Below are 18,106 nucleotides of genomic sequence, written 5' to 3'. Positions count from 1 at the left end.
GCAAACTGCCCGCACAGGCGGGCAGCTCGAATCAAGCGCTCAGGACTTCAAAGAATAAAGCGCGACAGATCTTCGTCCTGACTCAGCACCTGCAGACGTTGATTCACATAAGCAGCATCAATGGTCACGGTCTGACCCGAAAGCTTGGCCGCATCAAAGCTGACCTCGTCGAGCAGACGCTCCATCACCGTTGACAGACGGCGCGCACCAATATTCTCGGTACGCTCATTCACATCAAAGGCAATCGTGGCCAGGCGGGTGATACCGTCAGGCTTGAACTCCAGCGTCACACCTTCAGTCGCCAGAAGCGCCTGATACTGCTTGACCAGCGAGGCGTGAGTCTGCATGAGAATCGCCTCGAAGTCCTGAACCGACAGCGATTCCAACTCCACGCGAATGGGGAAACGCCCTTGCAGCTCAGGAATCAGATCACTGGGCTTGGACAGATGAAACGCACCCGAGGCGATGAACAAGATGTGATCGGTCTTGACCACGCCGTACTTGGTGGACACCGACGTGCCCTCCACCAATGGCAGCAGGTCACGCTGCACGCCTTGGCGCGAAACATCAGAGCCACTGGTTTCCTGGCGCGTAGCAACTTTGTCGATTTCGTCGATGAAGACGATGCCGTTCTGCTCCATATTGGCGATGGCGCGCGTCTTGGCATCTTCCTCGTTCACCATCTTCGCGGCTTCTTCGTCGGTCAGCAGCTTCAGCGCCTCTTTAATAGGCAATTTGCGGGTCTTGCGCTTTTCCTGGCCCATATGGCTGAACATGCCGCGCAGCTGCTCGGCCATTTCTTCCATGCCCGGCTGCTGACCCATGATCTGCACCTGGGGCAATTGCTCTGCGATATCGATCTCGATTTCCTTGTCATCGAGCTGGCCTTCACGCAGCTTTTTGCGGAAAACCTGGCGGGCGGTGTTATCGGCCGTCACCTCTCCGGTGCGGGCTTGCGGCACCAGCACATCGAGAATGCGATCTTCGGCCGCATCTTCGGCGCGGGCACGCATCTTCTTCATGTCCGACTCGCGGGTCTGCTTGACAGCGACCTCGGCCAGATCACGAATGATGGCGTCCACATCCTTGCCCACATAGCCGACTTCAGTGAACTTGGTTGCTTCAACCTTGATGAATGGAGCGTCCGCCAGCTTAGCCAGTCGGCGAGCAATCTCAGTCTTGCCCACGCCGGTGGGGCCAATCATCAGAATGTTCTTGGGCGTGATTTCCTGGCGCAGGCCATCAGGCACCTGCTGACGGCGCCAACGGTTACGCAGCGCAATCGACACGGCACGCTTGGCACCGTGCTGGCCGACGATGTGCTTATCCAGCTCGGAGACGATCTCCTGGGGAGTCATGGCAGAAGACATGGGATTTTCTCAGTCAAATGGCCGCTAGCGCTTATCAATAAAGCGCAAGCAGCTATCAAATTAGATAGATAAAGCGCTTACAGCGTCTCAATCGTGTGATTCATGTTCGTGTAGATGCACAGCTCACCGGCAATCGCCAGCGACTTGCGCACAATGTCTTCGGCCGACAGCTCGGTGTTGTTGAGCAGAGCCTTGGCGGCCGAGTGCGCATAGGCGCCGCCGGAGCCGATGGACACAATGCCTTGCTCGGGCTCAAGCACATCGCCATTGCCGGTAATGATCAGGGAGGTGGTGGCATCGGCCACGGCCAGCATGGCTTCGAGCTTGCGCAGCACGCGGTCGGTGCGCCATTCCTTGGTCAGCTCAATCGCTGCGCGGGTCAGATTGCCCTGGTGCTTTTCCAGCTTGGCTTCAAAGCGCTCAAACAGCGTGAAAGCGTCTGCGGTCGCACCCGCAAAACCCGCCAGCACCTTGCCGTGATAGAGCTTGCGTACCTTGCGCGCCGTGCCCTTGATGACGATGTGACCCAATGTGACCTGACCATCACCACCGATAGCGACTTGTACGCCCTCGGGAGTCTGGCGGCGCACGCTAATGATGGTGGTGCCGTGAAACTGTTCCATCTGCTGCAGATGGGGCAAGCTACGGCGACCTCAAGAGCCAAAATAAATTAAATTTGAAGCAAGTGCCCACCCAAAAACGGCGCTGCGTAACACCAGAGCCGCCTCGCGGCGATGGCGCCCCCTTCGCGAAAGGGGGACGGCGCAAAACGCCGCAGAGGGTGTCAGTCTTTTCGAGGAATCACCTGCGCGTGCTCTTGAATGCCAACGACATTGAAGAACACGGCCAGCAACTGGTGCAACTGGCTGAACTGCAGCACATGGCCCAGCTCCTGCATCTGCGCAGCCCAGTTCAGCACCGATCCTGCGGCCGCAAAGTCCATGCGTACCAGTCGTGCACAGTCAATGGCAAGGGCTTCGCCCAGCTTGGCTTTGCCCTGCACTTCACTGAGCCAGGGCAGAGCATCGCCGTCAATCACACCCTGCAGCGCAAAGCGTGGCTTGCGCTCTTTCCAGAGCATGTTCGGCTGAATCGTCTCAGGGCCCATCAACAGACTGTCCTGATAGGCACGCTTTTGATCCTGGCCTTCGTTCGCATAGCCGCAGACAGGGTCAACCCAGGATGGCGGCGACAGCTCGTAGGTCACGCAGTAATCCAGCGCCGTCAATTCAAAATCATCTTGCAGATGCATCAGGCGCTGCATGGCCAGTCGCAAATGCCACCAGTCCTGATCAACCGCACGGTCACCCGAAGGAGCATGTTTGCCAAGCACGGAAAGCAGTCGCTCATGGCCTGCAAAAACCAGTTGACCCTTTTGAGCCGACCATTCCTCGGCGGCTTCCAGCAACGGAGCCTTCACGGCTGGGTCAATCACCTCAAGGGCGCTCCAGTCCATGACCCACGGGCCAGGGCTGCGCGCCTTGCTGACCTGCAAAGCCCTGAGGCTGGATTCGCTCAGTTGCACTGGCGCAGGCCAGTGAAAGCCTGCCTGAGGTGCTTCTGGTGTTGTTTCGCTGAGCTTGCCTGCCTGCTGCGGCATGGCAAACCATTGCGGTGCGGAGCGTCCAAAGCGCGCCACAAAGTCCATGGCCGCGTCTTCAAACTGAGCCTGCATGCCCGCCGCACGGTACATGTCCAGCAAAGCCAGCCATACCGGCAACTGCGAAGGCGCGCCCTGGGTACGCTGGGCAATCAGGGCCTTGAGGCTGGCCTCGGCCCCTTCGTTATCGCCGCTGGCAAAAACAATGGCCGCATCTTCCAGCTCCGCATCATGCTCAAAACGCACAAAGGAAGGCGGAACCATGCCGACTTCTGCCGGGGCGGAGACCTCGGTCGATGCAAAGCCAGGGGAAAAATCTGTGTCGCCGCGCAAAGGCTTGATGCCTTTACCGGGCAGAGGCAGCGCGAAATCGCTGGGCAAGGCATCACTGAGCATGGGCAGTGAGCTTTCCGGCACGGGAGGCTGTGCCTTGAAGATCGAAGGCATGGCGTTGCCGCCCTCTGGCAACTGCAGCGGCATGGTGGCCGCGTCTGCGACCTGCTTGCCGCGCCACCATTGCTGGGCCATCTGCGCTTCGATTTCATCAATTTTCTTGATGGTGTCTGCTCGCTCTCCAAGAATGGAGTTTTGCGCAGTCTGCAAGAAGCTCGATGCAGCTAATGGGGTCGGCGTCTCAAGCGGAGCTCTGGCGGTAACCGATGCTTTGGACAGCTGCGCCTGACGCATCTTGCGCAGCTGCTCAAATTCACGCTTGCGCACAAAGTCATTCTGGCGCTTGCGCTCCAGCATTTCCTTGAGCGCCTGCTTGCTGTACTGGCTCTCGTCGCTGTCCTGGTCCAGATTCTCCAATTCGGACCAATTGACGGTCGGGTGACGCACAAAGCGCGCCACCTTGGACAGCAATCCTCCCGATTTGTTTTCTTCTTTAGCCATGGTCCTCTACTTTGATGCCTGCAGCCCCATCAACATTTGATGCAAATCAATCGCCGTACATCTTCTGCTTGAGTTCACGGCGTTGCTGGGCTTCCAGCGACAGTGTAGCCGTGGGACGTGCCAGCAGTCGACCTACACCGATAGGCTCGCCAGTTTCGTCGCAATATCCGTAATCGCCTGCATCAATACGGGCGATGGACTGATCGATCTTCTTGAGCAGCTTGCGCTCGCGGTCGCGGGTACGCAGCTCCAGAGCATGCTCTTCTTCGATCGTGGCACGGTCTGCTGGGTCGGGGACCACCACGGTGTCTTCACGCAGGTTTTCTGCGGTTTCACCGGCATTCGTGTGCATGTCGTTCTTGAGCGTGACCAGCTTGCGGCGGAAGTAAGCCAGCTGGGCATCGTTCATGTAGTCGTCGTCAGACATGGCCAGCACCTCAGCATCGGTCAATTCCTCCACCGACTTGGTTTTCCAGGCATTGGCCAGCTTGGGATCCTTCTTGATCGCGGCTTGCTTTGTGTTGGTCATAGCTTTCTTATCACTTTGGGTTACCGCTGCCTTGGCGCTGATTGGAGCCAGGGGCGGAACATCTGTTTCAGGCTGCCGCGCAGGAAGCGTTGCAGATCGTTTGGGTTGGGGTGAGCTGGAAGAGTTCCCCTGTGCCCCGGGTGCCAGCTGCGCTTTGTCCGCAGCCATACCCGCCAAAGAGGACCCGGCATCACCAGTGTGCAAAGCAGTGGCCGCGGCTTTGGCCGCAGCCTTGGGTTGCTTGGTTTTCACAGTGTTCATGTCCTGTCTCCTCACAGTACAGTGTCCTTGCAGAGCAAGATTGCACTAACACCCTCTTTAGGGGCGGCATTGTAGCCACGACCGCCGACTCATCCTCCAACCGTTGCACATACCCCACAATTTCAAAAACTGACGTCGTCCATATCCAGAGCAGTTTGCGAGAAATTTCAAACAAAAAAAACGGCCTGCAATGCAGGCCGTCAGTCATTGTCAGCAATGCCGGACTGCTGGTCCAGCCTCGCTCTCAAGCAGTTACACCAGGCACTGATCCAGGCCTTGGCGCAGGATGTCCTGAGGCAGGTCGATGCCGATGAAGACCATCTTGCTGACGTGCTTCTCGCCCTCTTCCCACTCGGGGCCCAGATCGCTGCCCATGAGCTGGTGCACGCCCTGGAAGATCACCTTGCGGCTGGTGCCCTTCATGTCCAGAACGCCCTTGTAGCGCAGCATCTTGGGGCCATAAATATTGACAATGGCACCCAGAAAATCTTCCAGCTTGGCGGGGTCAAACGGGCGATCAGCACGGTAGACAAAGCTCTTCACATCATCGTCATAGTGGTGGTGATGTGGGTGGTTGCAGTGCTCGCCATGCTCGTGATCATGGTGGTCGTGACCGCAATGCTCATCATGCACATGTTCCTGCTTGTGCTCATGGGCGTGATCGTCATGCTCGCATTGGCCATGGTCGCAGGCGCTGTGGTCATGTGCATGGTCATCTTCCTTGAGGAAGTCGGGGTCGATGTCCAGCTTGGCATTCAGATTGAAGCCGCGCAGGTCGAACACTTCGCTCAGAGGCACATCGCCAAAATGCACGGCGCGAATAGGCGCGCGGGGGTTCATGTGCTTGAGGCGGTGGGTCAGCGCTTCCTTTTCCGCTTCTGTCACCAGATCGGTCTTGGACATGAACATCTGGTCCGCAAAGCCCACCTGGCGGCGCGCTTCCTGGCGGTGATCCAGCTGCTGGTTGGCGTGCTTGGCATCGACCAGCGTGATGATGGAGTCGATCAAGTAGCTCTCTGCAATCTCATCGTCCATGAAGAAAGTCTGAGCCACAGGGCCGGGATCGGCCAGGCCAGTGGTCTCAATCACGATGCGATCAAAGTCCACCAGACCCTTGCGGCGCTTGGCGGCCAGCAATTGCAGGGCTTCGCGCAGGTCTTCGCGGATGGTGCAGCAGATGCAGCCATTGCTCATCTGCAGGATCTGCTCTTTGGATTCGGTCTTGAGAATGTCGGTGTCGATGTTTTCCTCACCGAATTCGTTCTCGATCACGGCAATCTTCATGCCGTGCGACTCGTGCAGCACGCGCTTGAGCAGCGTGGTTTTGCCAGAGCCCAGAAAGCCCGTGAGGATAGTGACTGGAATGAGAGCCATGCGTTGAAACCTCTTGCTGAGGCAGCCGCTACATGCCGCTGCCTAAAAAACACGCGGGCGCAGCTCGAACAGCTCGCCCCGGTGGTAAACAGCTGGGGAGTGTAGCGGCGCTTTCAAGCGCTCACGGCCAGCAGGGCCGGGCAAAAATTCAAAGGAAATCAGCCTCTGACGCTTATTCCAATTGCGATATCCGCTATCAAATCAGGACTAATTAATCATCAGCCTCATCGCCGCTGGCATTTGGCATCTTGCGCCGCGGCTTGGGCTTTTCATCCCCGCTCTGGCGCTGCGCGCGCGGGTGGGCGTTTTCATAGGCCTGAGCCAGATGCTGAAAATCCAGCCGCGTATAGATCTGCGTGGTGGCAATGCTGGAGTGGCCCAGCAGCTCTTGCACGGCCCGCAAATCACCGCTGGACTGCAGCATATGGCTGGCAAAAGAGTGGCGCAGCACATGCGGATGTACGCCAGACGCCAGCCCTGCTTGCTGCCCGCGCTGCTTGAGCCTGGCCCAGACGGACTGGCCTGTCAGCCGCTCACCCTGGCGGCCGATGAACAAGGCGGCCTCGCCCTGCGCTTTAGCCTGCGCAGCCCCTGCCAGAGCGCTGCTGCGCACCTCCAGCCACTTTGTCAGCGCCTGCAGCGCCATACGCCCCACGGGCACGCTGCGGCGCTTGCCGCCCTTGCCCTGCACATGGGCGTCGCCCGCGTCCAGATCTATCCAGCCCCGGCCTTGCTGCTGCGTGGTCTGATCGGGCCTGACATCCAGCCCAACCAGCTCGCCCGCGCGCAGGCCGCAGCTGTAGAGCAGCTCGGTCATCGCGGCATCACGCGCTTCAATCCACGGGTCGGCTTCGGGGTTTTGAAAGCTGGCCAGCTGCACTGCGTCATCTACAGCCAAGGCCTTGGGCAAGGGTTTAGGTGCCTTGGGGCCGCGCACGCCTTCCACGGGGTTGAAGGGCACCAGTTCCTGCTGGGCCGCCCAGCGATAAAAGCTGCGCCAGCCCGAAAGAATCAGCGCAATGCCGCGTGCGCTGCGGCCTGCGCTATGCATTTGCGCAGCAAAACGGCGGATATGCAGGGGCTGCAACGCCAGCAGCTCTTGGTTGACCACCCGCGCAAAGTCTTGCAGCTTGATCAAATCCAGCGCGTAAAGCGTGTGCGTGCGGTCCGCCAGGCGCTTTTGCACCCGCACATGCTCAAGGTAGCTGTGAACAAGGTCCGGCAGCTGCGCATATTGCTCCTCAAAAGAGAGCTGCTCGCGCTCTTGCATCAAAGGCTGCAACCCATTTTTTCTGATTTAACCGTGAGCCAGCGTCAAAGCAGGCGGGCGCATGCGCGAAAGCGATGCACTGGTCAGCTCGGAAATCCGCGCGAGGAATTCAAGGCCCATGGTCGCGTCAAAACGCAGCGGATCGGGCGAGCCCAGCACCAGCATGCCGAAGGCGTTGGAGGTGCTGTCCATCGCACCATCGTGCAAGGTCAGCAGCGCCACGGACTGCACGGCATTGGGGTTGGGCAGCCAGTTCACGGGCTCAAAACCCATATTGGGGCCGCAAAACGGCATGGTCAGCGATGCGGCAAAGGCCTTGGCATCATCGCTTACACCCATGGTGTAGACGGTGCCGCTGTGCGCGCCAGCCACATTCCACAGGCGCAGCGCCACCTGGGGCACATCAAAAATATGCTGCAGGCTGGCGGTGAGCGCATGGGGCAGCTCGCGCAGGTCCTGCACCTTGACGAGGGCATGCGTCCACTGATGAATCTTGTTGGCGATGCTCGCGTTCTCGCTGCCGTGGCGCACCATGTCCATGATGCGGTGCTCCAGCCCCTTGATCTTTTCGCGCAGCATTTCAGCCTGGCGCTCTTGCAGGCTCACGGCACGCGGGCCATGGCCACTGATCAGGCGCACGCCAGTCAGCATTTCAGCATGGCGCTCGAAGAATTCAGGGTTTTGCTGAAGATAGTCGGTAATCGAATCTTCGGTCACTGCAATGTCGGTCAAGCTGTTCATAACGTATCGGGTATGTCGATCTGGCCTTCAAAAACAAACTCGGCGGGGCCGGTCATGCGCACACGGTCCTGCGCGCCACCCGCCCACTCAATGGTCAGCAGACCACCACGGGTATGCACATCCACGCGGCTGTGCAGCAGCCCCCAGCCAATGCCTGCCACGACGGCTGCACAGGCACCGGTGCCGCAGGCCAGCGTCTCGCCTGAGCCGCGCTCATAGACGCGCAGATTGACGGCACTGCGGTTGATGACCTGCATGAAGCCGGCATTCACGCGCTGCGGAAAACGTGCATGGCGCTCGATCAGCGGGCCATGCACCTCGACCAGCGCAGTGTTCACATCGTCGACCAGTTGCACGGCGTGGGGGTTGCCCATGGAGACGGGCGCTATCCAAACCGTAGCTGTTTGCGCAGGCACATCAAGCGCCAGAGGCCATTTTTGTGCAAAACCCAGTGTCTCAGGCTGCAGGCCTTCGGTCGTGAACGGTACCTTGGCGGGGTCGAGCTGCGGCGCGCCCATGTCCACGGTCACGCGGCCGTTGCTGTGAATTTCGGGGGCGATGATGCCCGACAGCGTCTGCACGCGAATCACGCTTTTATCGGTCAGCCCCTTGTCATGCACATAGCGGGCAAAGCAGCGCGCGCCATTGCCGCACTGCTCGACCTCGCCGCCGTCGGCGTTGTGAATGACGTATTCAAAATCCACGCCCTCTGCCGGGGCGGGGCGAACGGTCAGAATCTGATCGGCACCCACGCCAAAGTGGCGATCGGCCAGATAACGGTATTGGGCTGCGTTCAGGCCCAGGCGAGCCTGGGTTTCGTCGAGCACGACAAAGTCGTTGCCCGCGCCTTGCATCTTGGTAAAGCGAATCTGCATGATGCTGGGCATTATCGCGCCGGGCACGCGGTCTGCGCCATCGGCCAACTTTAGCGGTACAGCTTTTGCAACAGCTCTCTGAGCTGCTTCTGCTCCATCTCGCTCAAGTGAGCAATGGATTGCGTCTCGCGACTCTTGAGTTCTGGCTCTGCGGCATCGACCAGCTCACGCCCCGCAGCACTCAGATACAAGCCAGTGGCGCGGCCATCACGCGGGTGCGGGCGGCGCTCCAGAAAGCCGCGTTTACCCAGAGCGTCAATCATGCCCACCATATTGGGCGGCAGCACCGCGAGTTGCTGGCAGAGCTGGCGCGAAGTGATGCCCGCATTGCTGCCGATCAGCGACAGCACGGAGAACTCCACAATCTTGAGATCAAAGCGTTCCATGCTCTCGACAAAGACGCCCACCAGCGACAGCGATGCACGGCGCGCGTTGTAGCCCAGCAGCGACTCGAGAAAGCTGGCGTCCACACGATCCACGGCAAACATTTCGACCGCCTCACTGCCCCCCTGCTCCGAGCTTGCAGCGCCAGAGTCCTCAGGCTTGCTGCGAGCGTTACGCACAACACGTGCAGGCTTTGCGGCAGTTTCTTTAACGATGGTTTCGGCAGTCTTGTGAGCGAGCATTGGACGAGTCAAATTCTGTAGCAAGAGAGCAAGCAATCAAGGGCGCATCAGCCCAAAGAAAGCTATGAAAAGTCCATAATTCTGCCGGTTTTGCAGACATCTTGCAGGCATATTTAGTCAATTTGTCGCTGCATACAGCTGGTTGCCGTGCACAACAGAAGCCTGCGCCCACTGCGATTTCATCAGACTCATTCGCCAGTCCATTTCAGGCAGGATTCGCTGCTGCACCTGCTTGAGCGGGCCTTGCCAGCGCTCATCGTCTGTACCTTCCGTGGCTGCAATACGTGCCCAGGCCCAGCCCAGCAACAGCACAGCCACGCAGCGCAGGTAGTCATCGGCCACGCGCCAGGCCAGGGTGTCGTCTTCCTTGCAGGCCTGCGCCAGCACGGTGGTGAAGTAGCGCAACTGCGCAAGGCCGCGCAAAACCTCAGCATCCAGCGGGCGGCCTGCATCCATTGACTTGCGTAAAAACAGAAGCCACTGACCCATGGCCTGCCCACCATCAGGCAGCACCTTGCGCACCAGCAGGTCAATGGCCTGAATCTCGTTCGTGCCCTCATAAATCATGGCCACGCGAGAGTCGCGCACGATCTGCTCAATACCCCATTCACGGATATAGCCGTGGCCACCAAAAACCTGCAAGCAGGCGCTGGCACCTTCAAAGGCCTGCTGCGTCCATGCGGCTTTGAGCACGGGCGTCATCAGACTGCACCACTGCTGGGCCTGCTCGCGCTCTTTGGCGCTTTCTGCATAGCGTGCCACATCGAGGTAAACGCCGGTCTGGTAGGCCAGCACGCGCCCGCCATCCACCCATGCGCGCTGCACATCCAGCGTGCGGGCAATGGTCGGGTGCTCAATAATCAAATCCGCCGTATCGCCCACGCCGCGCGAGGCAGGCACCGTGCCGGGCGCGCGCATCTGGCGGCGTTCCAGCGCATAGGCATGGGCTTTTTGCCATGCCGCATCCAGCAGACCCATGCCTTGCAGCGCCACATGCAGGCGGGCGGCATTCATCATCACAAACATGGCGTTCAGGCCTGCACCGGGCTGACCAATCAGCCAACCGGTGGCAGCGTCAAAGCGCATTACACAGGTGGGGCTGCCGTGCAGGCCCATCTTCTCTTCAATACGCTCGCAGACCACGGCATTGCGCGCACCGTCTGGCAGCACCTTGGGCACCAGAAACAGCGACAGCCCCTTGGGCCCGGCAGGCGCACCGGGCAAGCGTGCCAGTACCAGATGGACAATGTTGTCGGTCAGATCATGCTCGCCGCCCGAGATAAAAATCTTGCCGCCGCTGATGGCGAAACTCTCACCCAGCGGCGAATCACCTGCAGGTACGGCCTGCGTGCGCACCAGCCCCAGATCGCTACCCGCATGCGCTTCCGTCAGGCACATGGTGGCCAGCCATTCACCGCTGGCAATTTTTGACAGATAAGCCGCCTTGAGCGCATCGCTGCCGTGGTGCTTGAGGCATTCATACGCCCCATGCAGCAGACCCGGCGCCATGGTCCAGCCATGATTGGCGGCGCTCAGCCATTCATAAAGCACGCCTTCCAGCACCCAGGGCAGGCCCTGACCACCATCTTCTTCAGCACAGGCCAGCGCAGGCCAGCCGGCCTGCCAGAAGTCCTGATACGCACTGGAAAAGCCCGGCGGCGTGGTCACACGCCCCGCATCAAACTGCGCGCCAGTTTCATCACCACTGCGCGACAACGGGCCCACCACATCGCCCACCCATTTGCCAGCCTCATCCAGCACCTGCTGCATCAAAGCCTGATCCGTACCCGCATGGGCAGGCAGGCGCTGCAACTGCTCATCAGCCTTGAGCACATCAAAAAGAAGAAACGCGTTATCAGCGCTGGCGGGCAAATAGGACATACAAAAAGACCGCGACGGCAATCAAAGAAAAGGAAAAGTGGAGGTCAACCGGATAAGCACAGACTCATGCCATCGGGGAATCAGGGACGCCAGGCAAGCGCCGCCTTGAGGAGATGCCGTCCCCCCTCTCGCGAAGCGAGAGAGGGGGAAGCCGCAAAGCGGCTCAGGGGGTGAAATCAGGAGTCCGCCGTGAAGCCGATCTGCTTGACCAGCGGCCCCCAGCGATCAAACTCCGCCTGCTGCGAGCGGGCCATTTCCTCAGGCGTAGAGCTGGTCGCAATCAGCCCCACCACACCCACGCTGTCCTTGAGCGCATCGCTCTTGAGTGCAGCTGTGATGGCGGCATGCGCTCGCTGGCGCACATCGGCAGGCGTCTTGGCGTTCGCATAGAAGCCAAACCACTCTTCGGCGATCAGGTCGCTAAAACCCTGCTCTGCAAACGTAGGCACATTGGGCAGATAGGGGTTGCGCTGCTGACCGCTGGTGGCCAGCACGCGCAGCTTTCCGGCCTTGTAGTAGCTCAAGAAATCGCCACTGGGGCCCATGACCGCCGCAATCTGGCCGCCCGCCAGGTCAGACACCGCAGGGGCCGTTCCGCGATAAGGCACATGGCTGAGCTTGACGCCGGAGCGCAGGCTGAGCAACGCACCAATCAGGTGGGGCTGGGTGCCGGCACCGGGGCTGCCAAAGCTGGCCTTGTCGGGGTTGTTCTTGCTCCATGCCAGAAAGTCTTTCAGCGTCTTGACTTCGGCAGGCACTGCCGGGCCGACCGCCAGACCGTGGTGCATGATGGCGCCAATAGAAATCGGCTCGAAGTCCTTTGCCTGATAGGGGAGCTTGCTATAAATATGGGGATAGATGGAGAAGGCGGAGACCTGCGAGAGCACGATCACCGAACCATCGCCCACAGAGCCACGCAGGCTTTCCAGCGCAATGCGGCCACCGGCGCCGGGCTTGTTTTCCACCACGCCCATATTCTTTGAATAGCTGGTGCCACCAATCTTTTCAGCCACGCGGCGCGCCACCGAGTCACCGGCGCTGCCTGCCGGGAAGCCGTAAAGAATACGAACTTGCTCCAGCGGGCCACCGCCCTGTGCATAAGCACTGCGACTGGCGATACCGCCGAACGCGGCCAGCGCAGCGCCAGCACTCAGACTTTTGACGAAATTGCGACGATCTTGCATGGTTTGTCTCCTCTGGTAGATGTGTGAATGCAGGCTGACGCCTGTCTTTATAAGAATGCTTATCTAGGGGCCATGCGCAAAGCACCATCCAGACGAATCACTTCGCCATTCAGGTGGTCATTGCGCACGATATGCAAAGCCAGCTCGGCAAACTCCGACGGTTTGCCCAGCCGCGATGGGAAGGGGATGGATGCCGCAAGAGACTGCTGCACAGCCTCGGGCAATTCTTGCATCAAAGGCGTGGCAAACAAACCAGGGGCCACGGTGCAGACGCGAATGCCGTGCTGAGCCAAGTCTCGCGCCATGGGCAGCGTCATGCCGACCAGCCCGCCCTTGGATGCGCTGTACGCCTGCTGGCCTACCTGCCCATCAAAAGCCGCAACAGATGCGGTGTAGACAATCACGCCGCGCGCACCATCCTCCTGTGCTGCCAGCTTGGCGCAGCGCGCAGCAAACAGGCGCGTCATGTTGTAGCTGCCAATCAGGTTGACGCGAATGACGCGCTCAAAATCATCCAGCGGCGCAGGCTCTCCATCACGACCAATCACACGCTTGGCCGTGCCAATGCCCGCCACGTTCATCAAAATTCGGGCATCTGCACCCCAATGCGCCTTGATCTGGTCAAGCGCAGCCATCACGCTGGCCGTATCGCAGATATCGCACTCCAGCGCCAAGCCACCAACCTCGGCTGCCACGGCCTTGGCTTTGTCCAGCTGGCGGTCCAGCACTGCGACTTTGGCCCCGGCCGCAGCCAGAGCACGGGCGGTGGCCTCACCCAGCCCCGAGGCTGCGCCAGTGACGATGGCAATCTGATCTTGAACTTGCATTTCACTATCCTTTTAAAAGCTTCTCGCGCTTTCTGCTATTGGGTTTAAGCCTGATTGGGCTCAACTATTTGGCTTCAAGATCAAGGCCAGAGTCTCGTCATACAAACCCGCCACCACATCTGCACGATGCTGGAGCACGGCGCGCTGGTTAATGGAGCCTTTGTCTGTAACTTCACCCAAGTCCAACGATGGCGCACGCGTAGCGGCCACGGCACGCGCAATGCGGCTAGCGCTGCCGGTCGCGGTTTGTGCCAGCTGGTTGAGCACGGTCTGCAGATGCTGCTGCACGGGTGCGCTGTGCATGATTTGCTCTTGCGTGGCACCGGCACCCAATCCGCTCAGTGCCGCGCAGGCCGGGGTGCCGAAGATGATGGCGCCCACCTCTTTGCGGTCAAGCCCGGTCACCACCACATCCTGGATATAGGGCGCCCCGGCATGAATGACCTTGGCACGCAGCGGACCCACGTTCACAAAGGTGCCGGTGGCCAGCTTGAAGTCTTCGGCAATGCGGCCGTCAAAGCGCAGGCCCTGATGGTGGTCTTGCGGGTCGCGCCACTGCACGGCGTCGCCGGTGCAAAAGAACCCTTCTTCATCAAAAGCCTCGGCCGTAGCCTCTGGCGCACGCCAGTAGCCGGGCGTGACATTGGGACCACGGTAGCGCACCTCCAGCTTGCCCGCCATGGGAGCCAGCTTGAGCTCCAGCCCCGGCACGGGCACACCCAGATCGCCAGAGCGCACATCGGCCCGGTTCACAAACAATGCCGACGGCGATGACTCCGTCATGCCCAGCCCCGTGCCCATCACCACACGGTGGCCCAGTTCTTTTTCCTGTGTGCGGTACAGGCTGTCCCACACGGGCTGCGCCAGCGATGCACCGGCGTAATAAAACATGCTCAAGCGCTTGAGCAAGCTGCTGCGCAGCACGGCGTCTTCCTCCATCGCACCGGCAATGTATTCAAAACCGGTGGGGACATTGAAGTAGGCCGTGGGCGATATTTCGCGCAGATTGCGTAGCGTCTCGCCAATGCCTGCCGCCGTAGGTTTGCCTTCGTCGATATAAAGCGTGCCGCCGTGGTAGAGCGTCATGCCAATATTTTTGTTGCCGCCAAACGTGTGATTCCACGGCAGCCAGTCCACCAGCACGGGCGGGCCTTTGACCATATCGGGCATGGTCTGGGCAATTTGCTGCTGGTTGGCGCACCACATGCCGTGGGTATTGATGACCGCCTTGGGCAGCTTGGTCGAGCCCGAGGTGAACAGGAATTTGGTGATCGTTTCTGGCCCCGTGGCCTGCATGGCGGCATCGACGGCAGGCGTGGCCTGCGTCGCCAGCAGTTCGGCAAACAAGGTATGCGTCTGGGCATCCACAGCAGGCTTGCCATAGACCACTTCGCAGCCATCAGGCAGCACGGCCTGCACGGCTTTTTCATAGCGCGCGGCATCGCTGGCAAAGATCAGGCCGGGGGTGAGCGTGTTCACCACATGGCGCAGCTTGGCGTAATCAGTGCTGACCAGCGAGTACGCGGTGGAAGCCGAGCAGTACGGCACGCCCGCATACAGGCAGCCCATGGCCAGCATGGCGTGGTCCAGATCGTTTTCGCTGAGGATGATGACCGGACGCTCTGCCGACAGTTTTCGATCAATCAACGCCTGAGCAATGCTGCGCGCAGCGGCCAGCGTCTGCGCATAGCTAATGTGCTTCCAGTCACCCGTACCGCCATCTGCCAGGCGCTCGCGCTGGGCGATAAAAGTGTGATCGGGTGTGGCCTGTGCCCAGTGCACCAGCCGGTCCGTCATGCGCTTGGCATACGGGGCCAGTTCCTGATCGGCCTGGGCATAGCTCGTACCGTCACTCCTCTCATCGACTTTGAGGCTGCACACGCCAAACTCCAGCGCGCGGTACTTGGGGCTTTGGCCCTCTTTCTGTACCTCTTGTATGCGGCTGTTGGTCTGCATGGCTGTACTTGTCTCTTGCATGGTTTTTGTCTCCATCGCTTGATTGTGATGCGCCAGGTTTTCAGTCTGTGCTGACCTTGGCGGCTCGCCCGGACAGGAACTCCTGCAGGCGGAATTTGGCTTCAGGTGCGCTTTGCGCCACAGCGGCCATCAGCGCTTCGGTCATCAGACCTTGATCCGACGGCTGCTCGGCAATGCGGGGCAGCGCATGCACCAGCGCGTAATTGGTCATGGGGGCGTTTTCGGCAATGCGCAACGCCAGCTCCACCGCCTTATCCAGCGCCTGACCTTCAGGCACCAGGTATTGCGACAGGCCAATGCGCTCGCCCTCTTCAGCCTTGTAAACCCGGCCGGTGAACATCATGTCGGCCATGCGCGCCGCGCCAATCAGACGCGGAATGCGCACCGAACCACCACCGCCGACAAAGATGCCGCGCGAGCCTTCGGGCAGCGCATAAAACGTGCTGCTGTCTGCCACGCGAATATGGCAGGCACTGGCCAGCTCCAGCCCGCCGCCCACCACCGCTCCATGCAAGGCCGCCACCACGGGCACAGAACCAAACTGCACTTGACGCAGGGCTTCATGCCACATGCGCGAATGCAGAACGCCCTGCGAGGCATCGCGCTCGCCCAGCTCGCTCAGGTCCAGCCCGGCGCAAAAGTGCGGGCCATCACCATCCACCACCGCTGCGCGCACGCTGGCGGGCAGGTTCATGAATACATCGCGCAGCCCCAGCACCAGTCCATCCGACAAGGCATTGCGCTTGGCGGAGCGCATCAGGCGAATGACCGCCACCTGCTGGGCTTCACCCCGAAATTCCACTGCAATTTCTTTATGATTCATAACCATTCCTTTGATTCATTATTGTTATCTTCAATAATCAAATGCAAGCAAATGAGCACGGTTTGCTCTCAGTGCTTTCCCCGATTTGACGCGCAGCAACGACGCAACTAGTCCAGATATGACATCCAATGGCACAGCGCATTTCACATAATTAACCCATGACCCCACCCAGCCAGCCCCGCCCCAGTCAGCTTCTTCAGCCTCAGCGCGATCCGGTTCCCGCACGCGAAGCCTCCACCATCCTGCTGCTGCGTGATGGCGCCGATGGCTTTGAAGTACTGATGACAAGGCGCGCCGACCAAGGAATTTTTGCCAATGCCTATGTGTTCCCTGGCGGTGGACTGGAAGATCAGGATGCCGACCCGGCCAACCACGCGCTGGCCCGCATGCGCCCCAGCATGGTTGAGGTGGGAGGCAATGAACGCATCACACAGGCGCTGGCCGGCATTCGCGAGACGTTTGAAGAACTGGGCATCTTGCTGGCCTATGACGAAGCGGGCCAGCCCGTTGCCCCTGCACAGGTGCAGCAACTGGACCGCCATGCATCGCTGTATGAGCAATGCCGCGCGCGTGGCTGGACGCTGGCGGTCGATCAGCTCTGGTATCTGGCTCAATGGACCGCACCTTTTGACCTGCCCAAACGCTTCAACGTCCCATTTTTTGTAGCGCGCATGCCTGAAGGGCAAACGCCGGTGGCCGATGAAACTGAGCAGTTCGAGCCTACCTGGATTCGCCCACAAGATGCGGTGGAGCGCTTTAAAGAAAAAAATCTGTTCATCCTCTTCCCTACTCTGCGTACGCTGGAGCGAATCTCTGCACAGCCCGATACGCAAACGCTCATCAACACACTGCAAAGCGAAAAACCGCTGTGGCAAGCCTGCCCGCGCGGTGGCCACCTGCTGGGCAAAGACACGCGCCACACCGAAACCGACATGGCCTATGGCGAGCTGGAAATGGTGATGCCCGACGGCCACGGTATTCATCACCTGGACTGGCAGAACGAAAAGGCCGTGCCGCTGCGCAAAAACCTGCTGCGCCTGACAGCCCCCAACCCCGGCATGATGAGCGGCCCCGGCACCAACACCTATCTGGTGGGTGATGACAGCAGCGGCTACATCGTCATCGACCCAGGCCCCAATGAGCCCGTGCACCTGCAGCGCATTCATGCAGCAACGGGGGGCAACATCCGCTTCATCGTCTGCACCCACTCTCACCCCGACCACTCGCCGGGTGCCGCGCCGCTGCAGGCGCTGGTGGAGCAATCAGGTCAGGGCAAGCCCCCAGTCATGGGCATGGCTTCAGCCCCCACCGCTCGGGCCTATAGCCGCTTCAAACCTGATGTATCGCTACAAGATGGAGAGCGCGTAACGCTGACCGGGAAAGGGCCAGATGGCGAAATTACGCATACGCTGCAAGCCATCTTCACGCCCGGCCATGCGGCCAACCACCTGTGTTTTTTGCTGGAAGAAGATGCGCTGCTGTTCAGCGGCGACCACATCCTCAACGGCAGCACCACCGTGATCAGCCCGCCAGACGGCAACATGATCGATTACCTGGCTTCGCTGGATAAGCTGCATGCGCTGTGCCTTGAGCGGGGCATTCGCTACATACTGCCCGCCCACGGCTATGTACTGGGCTTTGCGCGGCATCAGATCACCAAGCTCAAGGCCCATCGACTGGCGCGCGAGTCCAAGGTGCACAACGCCATGCGCACCAAGCCCGACGGCAGCATTCAGGACTGGGTGGCCATTGCCTATGCCGACACGCCGCCCGCGCTGTGGCCCGTGGCTCAGCAGTCGCTGCTGGCCCATGTGGAGCGGATTCAGAAGCTCTGTCTGGGCAGATAAGCCAGCCACTGCCCTGCTAGACCTGTG

At 60.1% G+C, this 18,106-nt stretch carries 15 protein-coding genes; 1 reads left to right on the top strand and 14 read right to left on the bottom strand.

Going from position 1 to position 18,106, the window contains the following annotated elements; translation table 11 throughout:
- Positions 1–47: 47 nt before the first annotated feature.
- The 14 genes from hslU to RSF91_RS05760 form a co-directional block, all read right to left on the bottom strand.
- The gene (hslU, locus tag RSF91_RS05825; protein ID WP_332567528.1) at positions 48–1,370 is read right to left on the bottom strand and encodes an ATP-dependent protease ATPase subunit HslU; all 1,323 of its coding nucleotides are present in this window, start codon (positions 1,368–1,370) and stop codon (positions 48–50) included.
- 77 nt (positions 1,371–1,447) lie between these two features.
- Complete coding sequence (hslV, locus tag RSF91_RS05820) at positions 1,448–1,993, bottom strand: ATP-dependent protease subunit HslV (protein ID WP_099737814.1); 546 nt, start codon at positions 1,991–1,993, stop codon at positions 1,448–1,450.
- Positions 1,994–2,154: 161 nt separating this feature from the next.
- The gene (locus RSF91_RS05815; RefSeq protein ID WP_332567527.1) at positions 2,155–3,864 is read right to left on the bottom strand and encodes an STAS domain-containing protein; all 1,710 of its coding nucleotides are present in this window, start codon (positions 3,862–3,864) and stop codon (positions 2,155–2,157) included.
- A 46-nt stretch (positions 3,865–3,910) separates the two neighbouring features.
- Complete coding sequence (dksA, locus tag RSF91_RS05810) at positions 3,911–4,654, bottom strand: RNA polymerase-binding protein DksA (protein WP_332567526.1); 744 nt, start codon at positions 4,652–4,654, stop codon at positions 3,911–3,913.
- 252 nt (positions 4,655–4,906) lie between these two features.
- Positions 4,907–6,028, bottom strand: coding sequence for a CobW family GTP-binding protein (locus tag RSF91_RS05805; RefSeq protein ID WP_332567525.1), 1,122 nt, complete (start codon positions 6,026–6,028; stop codon positions 4,907–4,909).
- A 211-nt stretch (positions 6,029–6,239) separates the two neighbouring features.
- Positions 6,240–7,298: a tyrosine recombinase XerC gene (locus RSF91_RS05800; protein WP_332567524.1), complete on the bottom strand. Its 1,059-nt coding sequence runs from the start codon at positions 7,296–7,298 to the stop codon at positions 6,240–6,242.
- Positions 7,299–7,325: 27 nt separating this feature from the next.
- Positions 7,326–8,039: a DUF484 family protein gene (locus RSF91_RS05795; protein ID WP_332567523.1), complete on the bottom strand. Its 714-nt coding sequence runs from the start codon at positions 8,037–8,039 to the stop codon at positions 7,326–7,328.
- Positions 8,036–8,914, bottom strand: a complete 879-nt coding sequence (gene dapF / locus RSF91_RS05790; RefSeq protein ID WP_332567522.1) for a diaminopimelate epimerase — start codon at positions 8,912–8,914, stop codon at positions 8,036–8,038. Before dapF ends, RSF91_RS05795 begins: the two co-directional genes overlap by 4 nt.
- Positions 8,915–8,964: 50 nt before the next feature.
- Positions 8,965–9,540, bottom strand: coding sequence for a MarR family winged helix-turn-helix transcriptional regulator (locus tag RSF91_RS05785; RefSeq protein WP_332577401.1), 576 nt, complete (start codon positions 9,538–9,540; stop codon positions 8,965–8,967).
- A 117-nt stretch (positions 9,541–9,657) separates the two neighbouring features.
- Positions 9,658–11,421: an acyl-CoA dehydrogenase family protein gene (locus RSF91_RS05780; RefSeq protein WP_332567520.1), complete on the bottom strand. Its 1,764-nt coding sequence runs from the start codon at positions 11,419–11,421 to the stop codon at positions 9,658–9,660.
- A 176-nt stretch (positions 11,422–11,597) separates the two neighbouring features.
- Positions 11,598–12,605, bottom strand: a complete 1,008-nt coding sequence (locus RSF91_RS05775; RefSeq protein WP_099735698.1) for a Bug family tripartite tricarboxylate transporter substrate binding protein — start codon at positions 12,603–12,605, stop codon at positions 11,598–11,600.
- Between the two features lie 59 nt (positions 12,606–12,664).
- Positions 12,665–13,432, bottom strand: a complete 768-nt coding sequence (locus RSF91_RS05770) for an SDR family NAD(P)-dependent oxidoreductase (protein ID WP_332567519.1) — start codon at positions 13,430–13,432, stop codon at positions 12,665–12,667.
- 60 nt (positions 13,433–13,492) lie between these two features.
- A complete protein-coding gene (locus RSF91_RS05765; RefSeq protein ID WP_332567518.1) occupies positions 13,493–15,409 on the bottom strand; it encodes a feruloyl-CoA synthase in 1,917 nt (638 codons plus the stop codon).
- Positions 15,410–15,449: 40 nt separating this feature from the next.
- Positions 15,450–16,232, bottom strand: a complete 783-nt coding sequence (locus tag RSF91_RS05760; RefSeq protein ID WP_332567517.1) for a crotonase/enoyl-CoA hydratase family protein — start codon at positions 16,230–16,232, stop codon at positions 15,450–15,452.
- Positions 16,233–16,390: 158 nt separating this feature from the next.
- Here RSF91_RS05760 and RSF91_RS05755 point away from each other — a divergent pair, with 158 nt between their 5' ends.
- On the top strand, positions 16,391–18,079 hold the full coding sequence (locus tag RSF91_RS05755; protein ID WP_332567516.1) for an MBL fold metallo-hydrolase: 1,689 nt from the start codon (positions 16,391–16,393) through the stop codon (positions 18,077–18,079).
- Positions 18,080–18,106: the final 27 nt, after the last annotated feature.

The organism is Comamonas sp. (assembly GCF_036643215.1).
Classification (GTDB): Bacteria; Pseudomonadota; Gammaproteobacteria; order Burkholderiales; family Burkholderiaceae_C; genus Comamonas.
The sequence above is the reverse complement of the archived record's forward strand: the minus strand, read 5'-3'. Positions and strand labels throughout refer to the sequence as shown.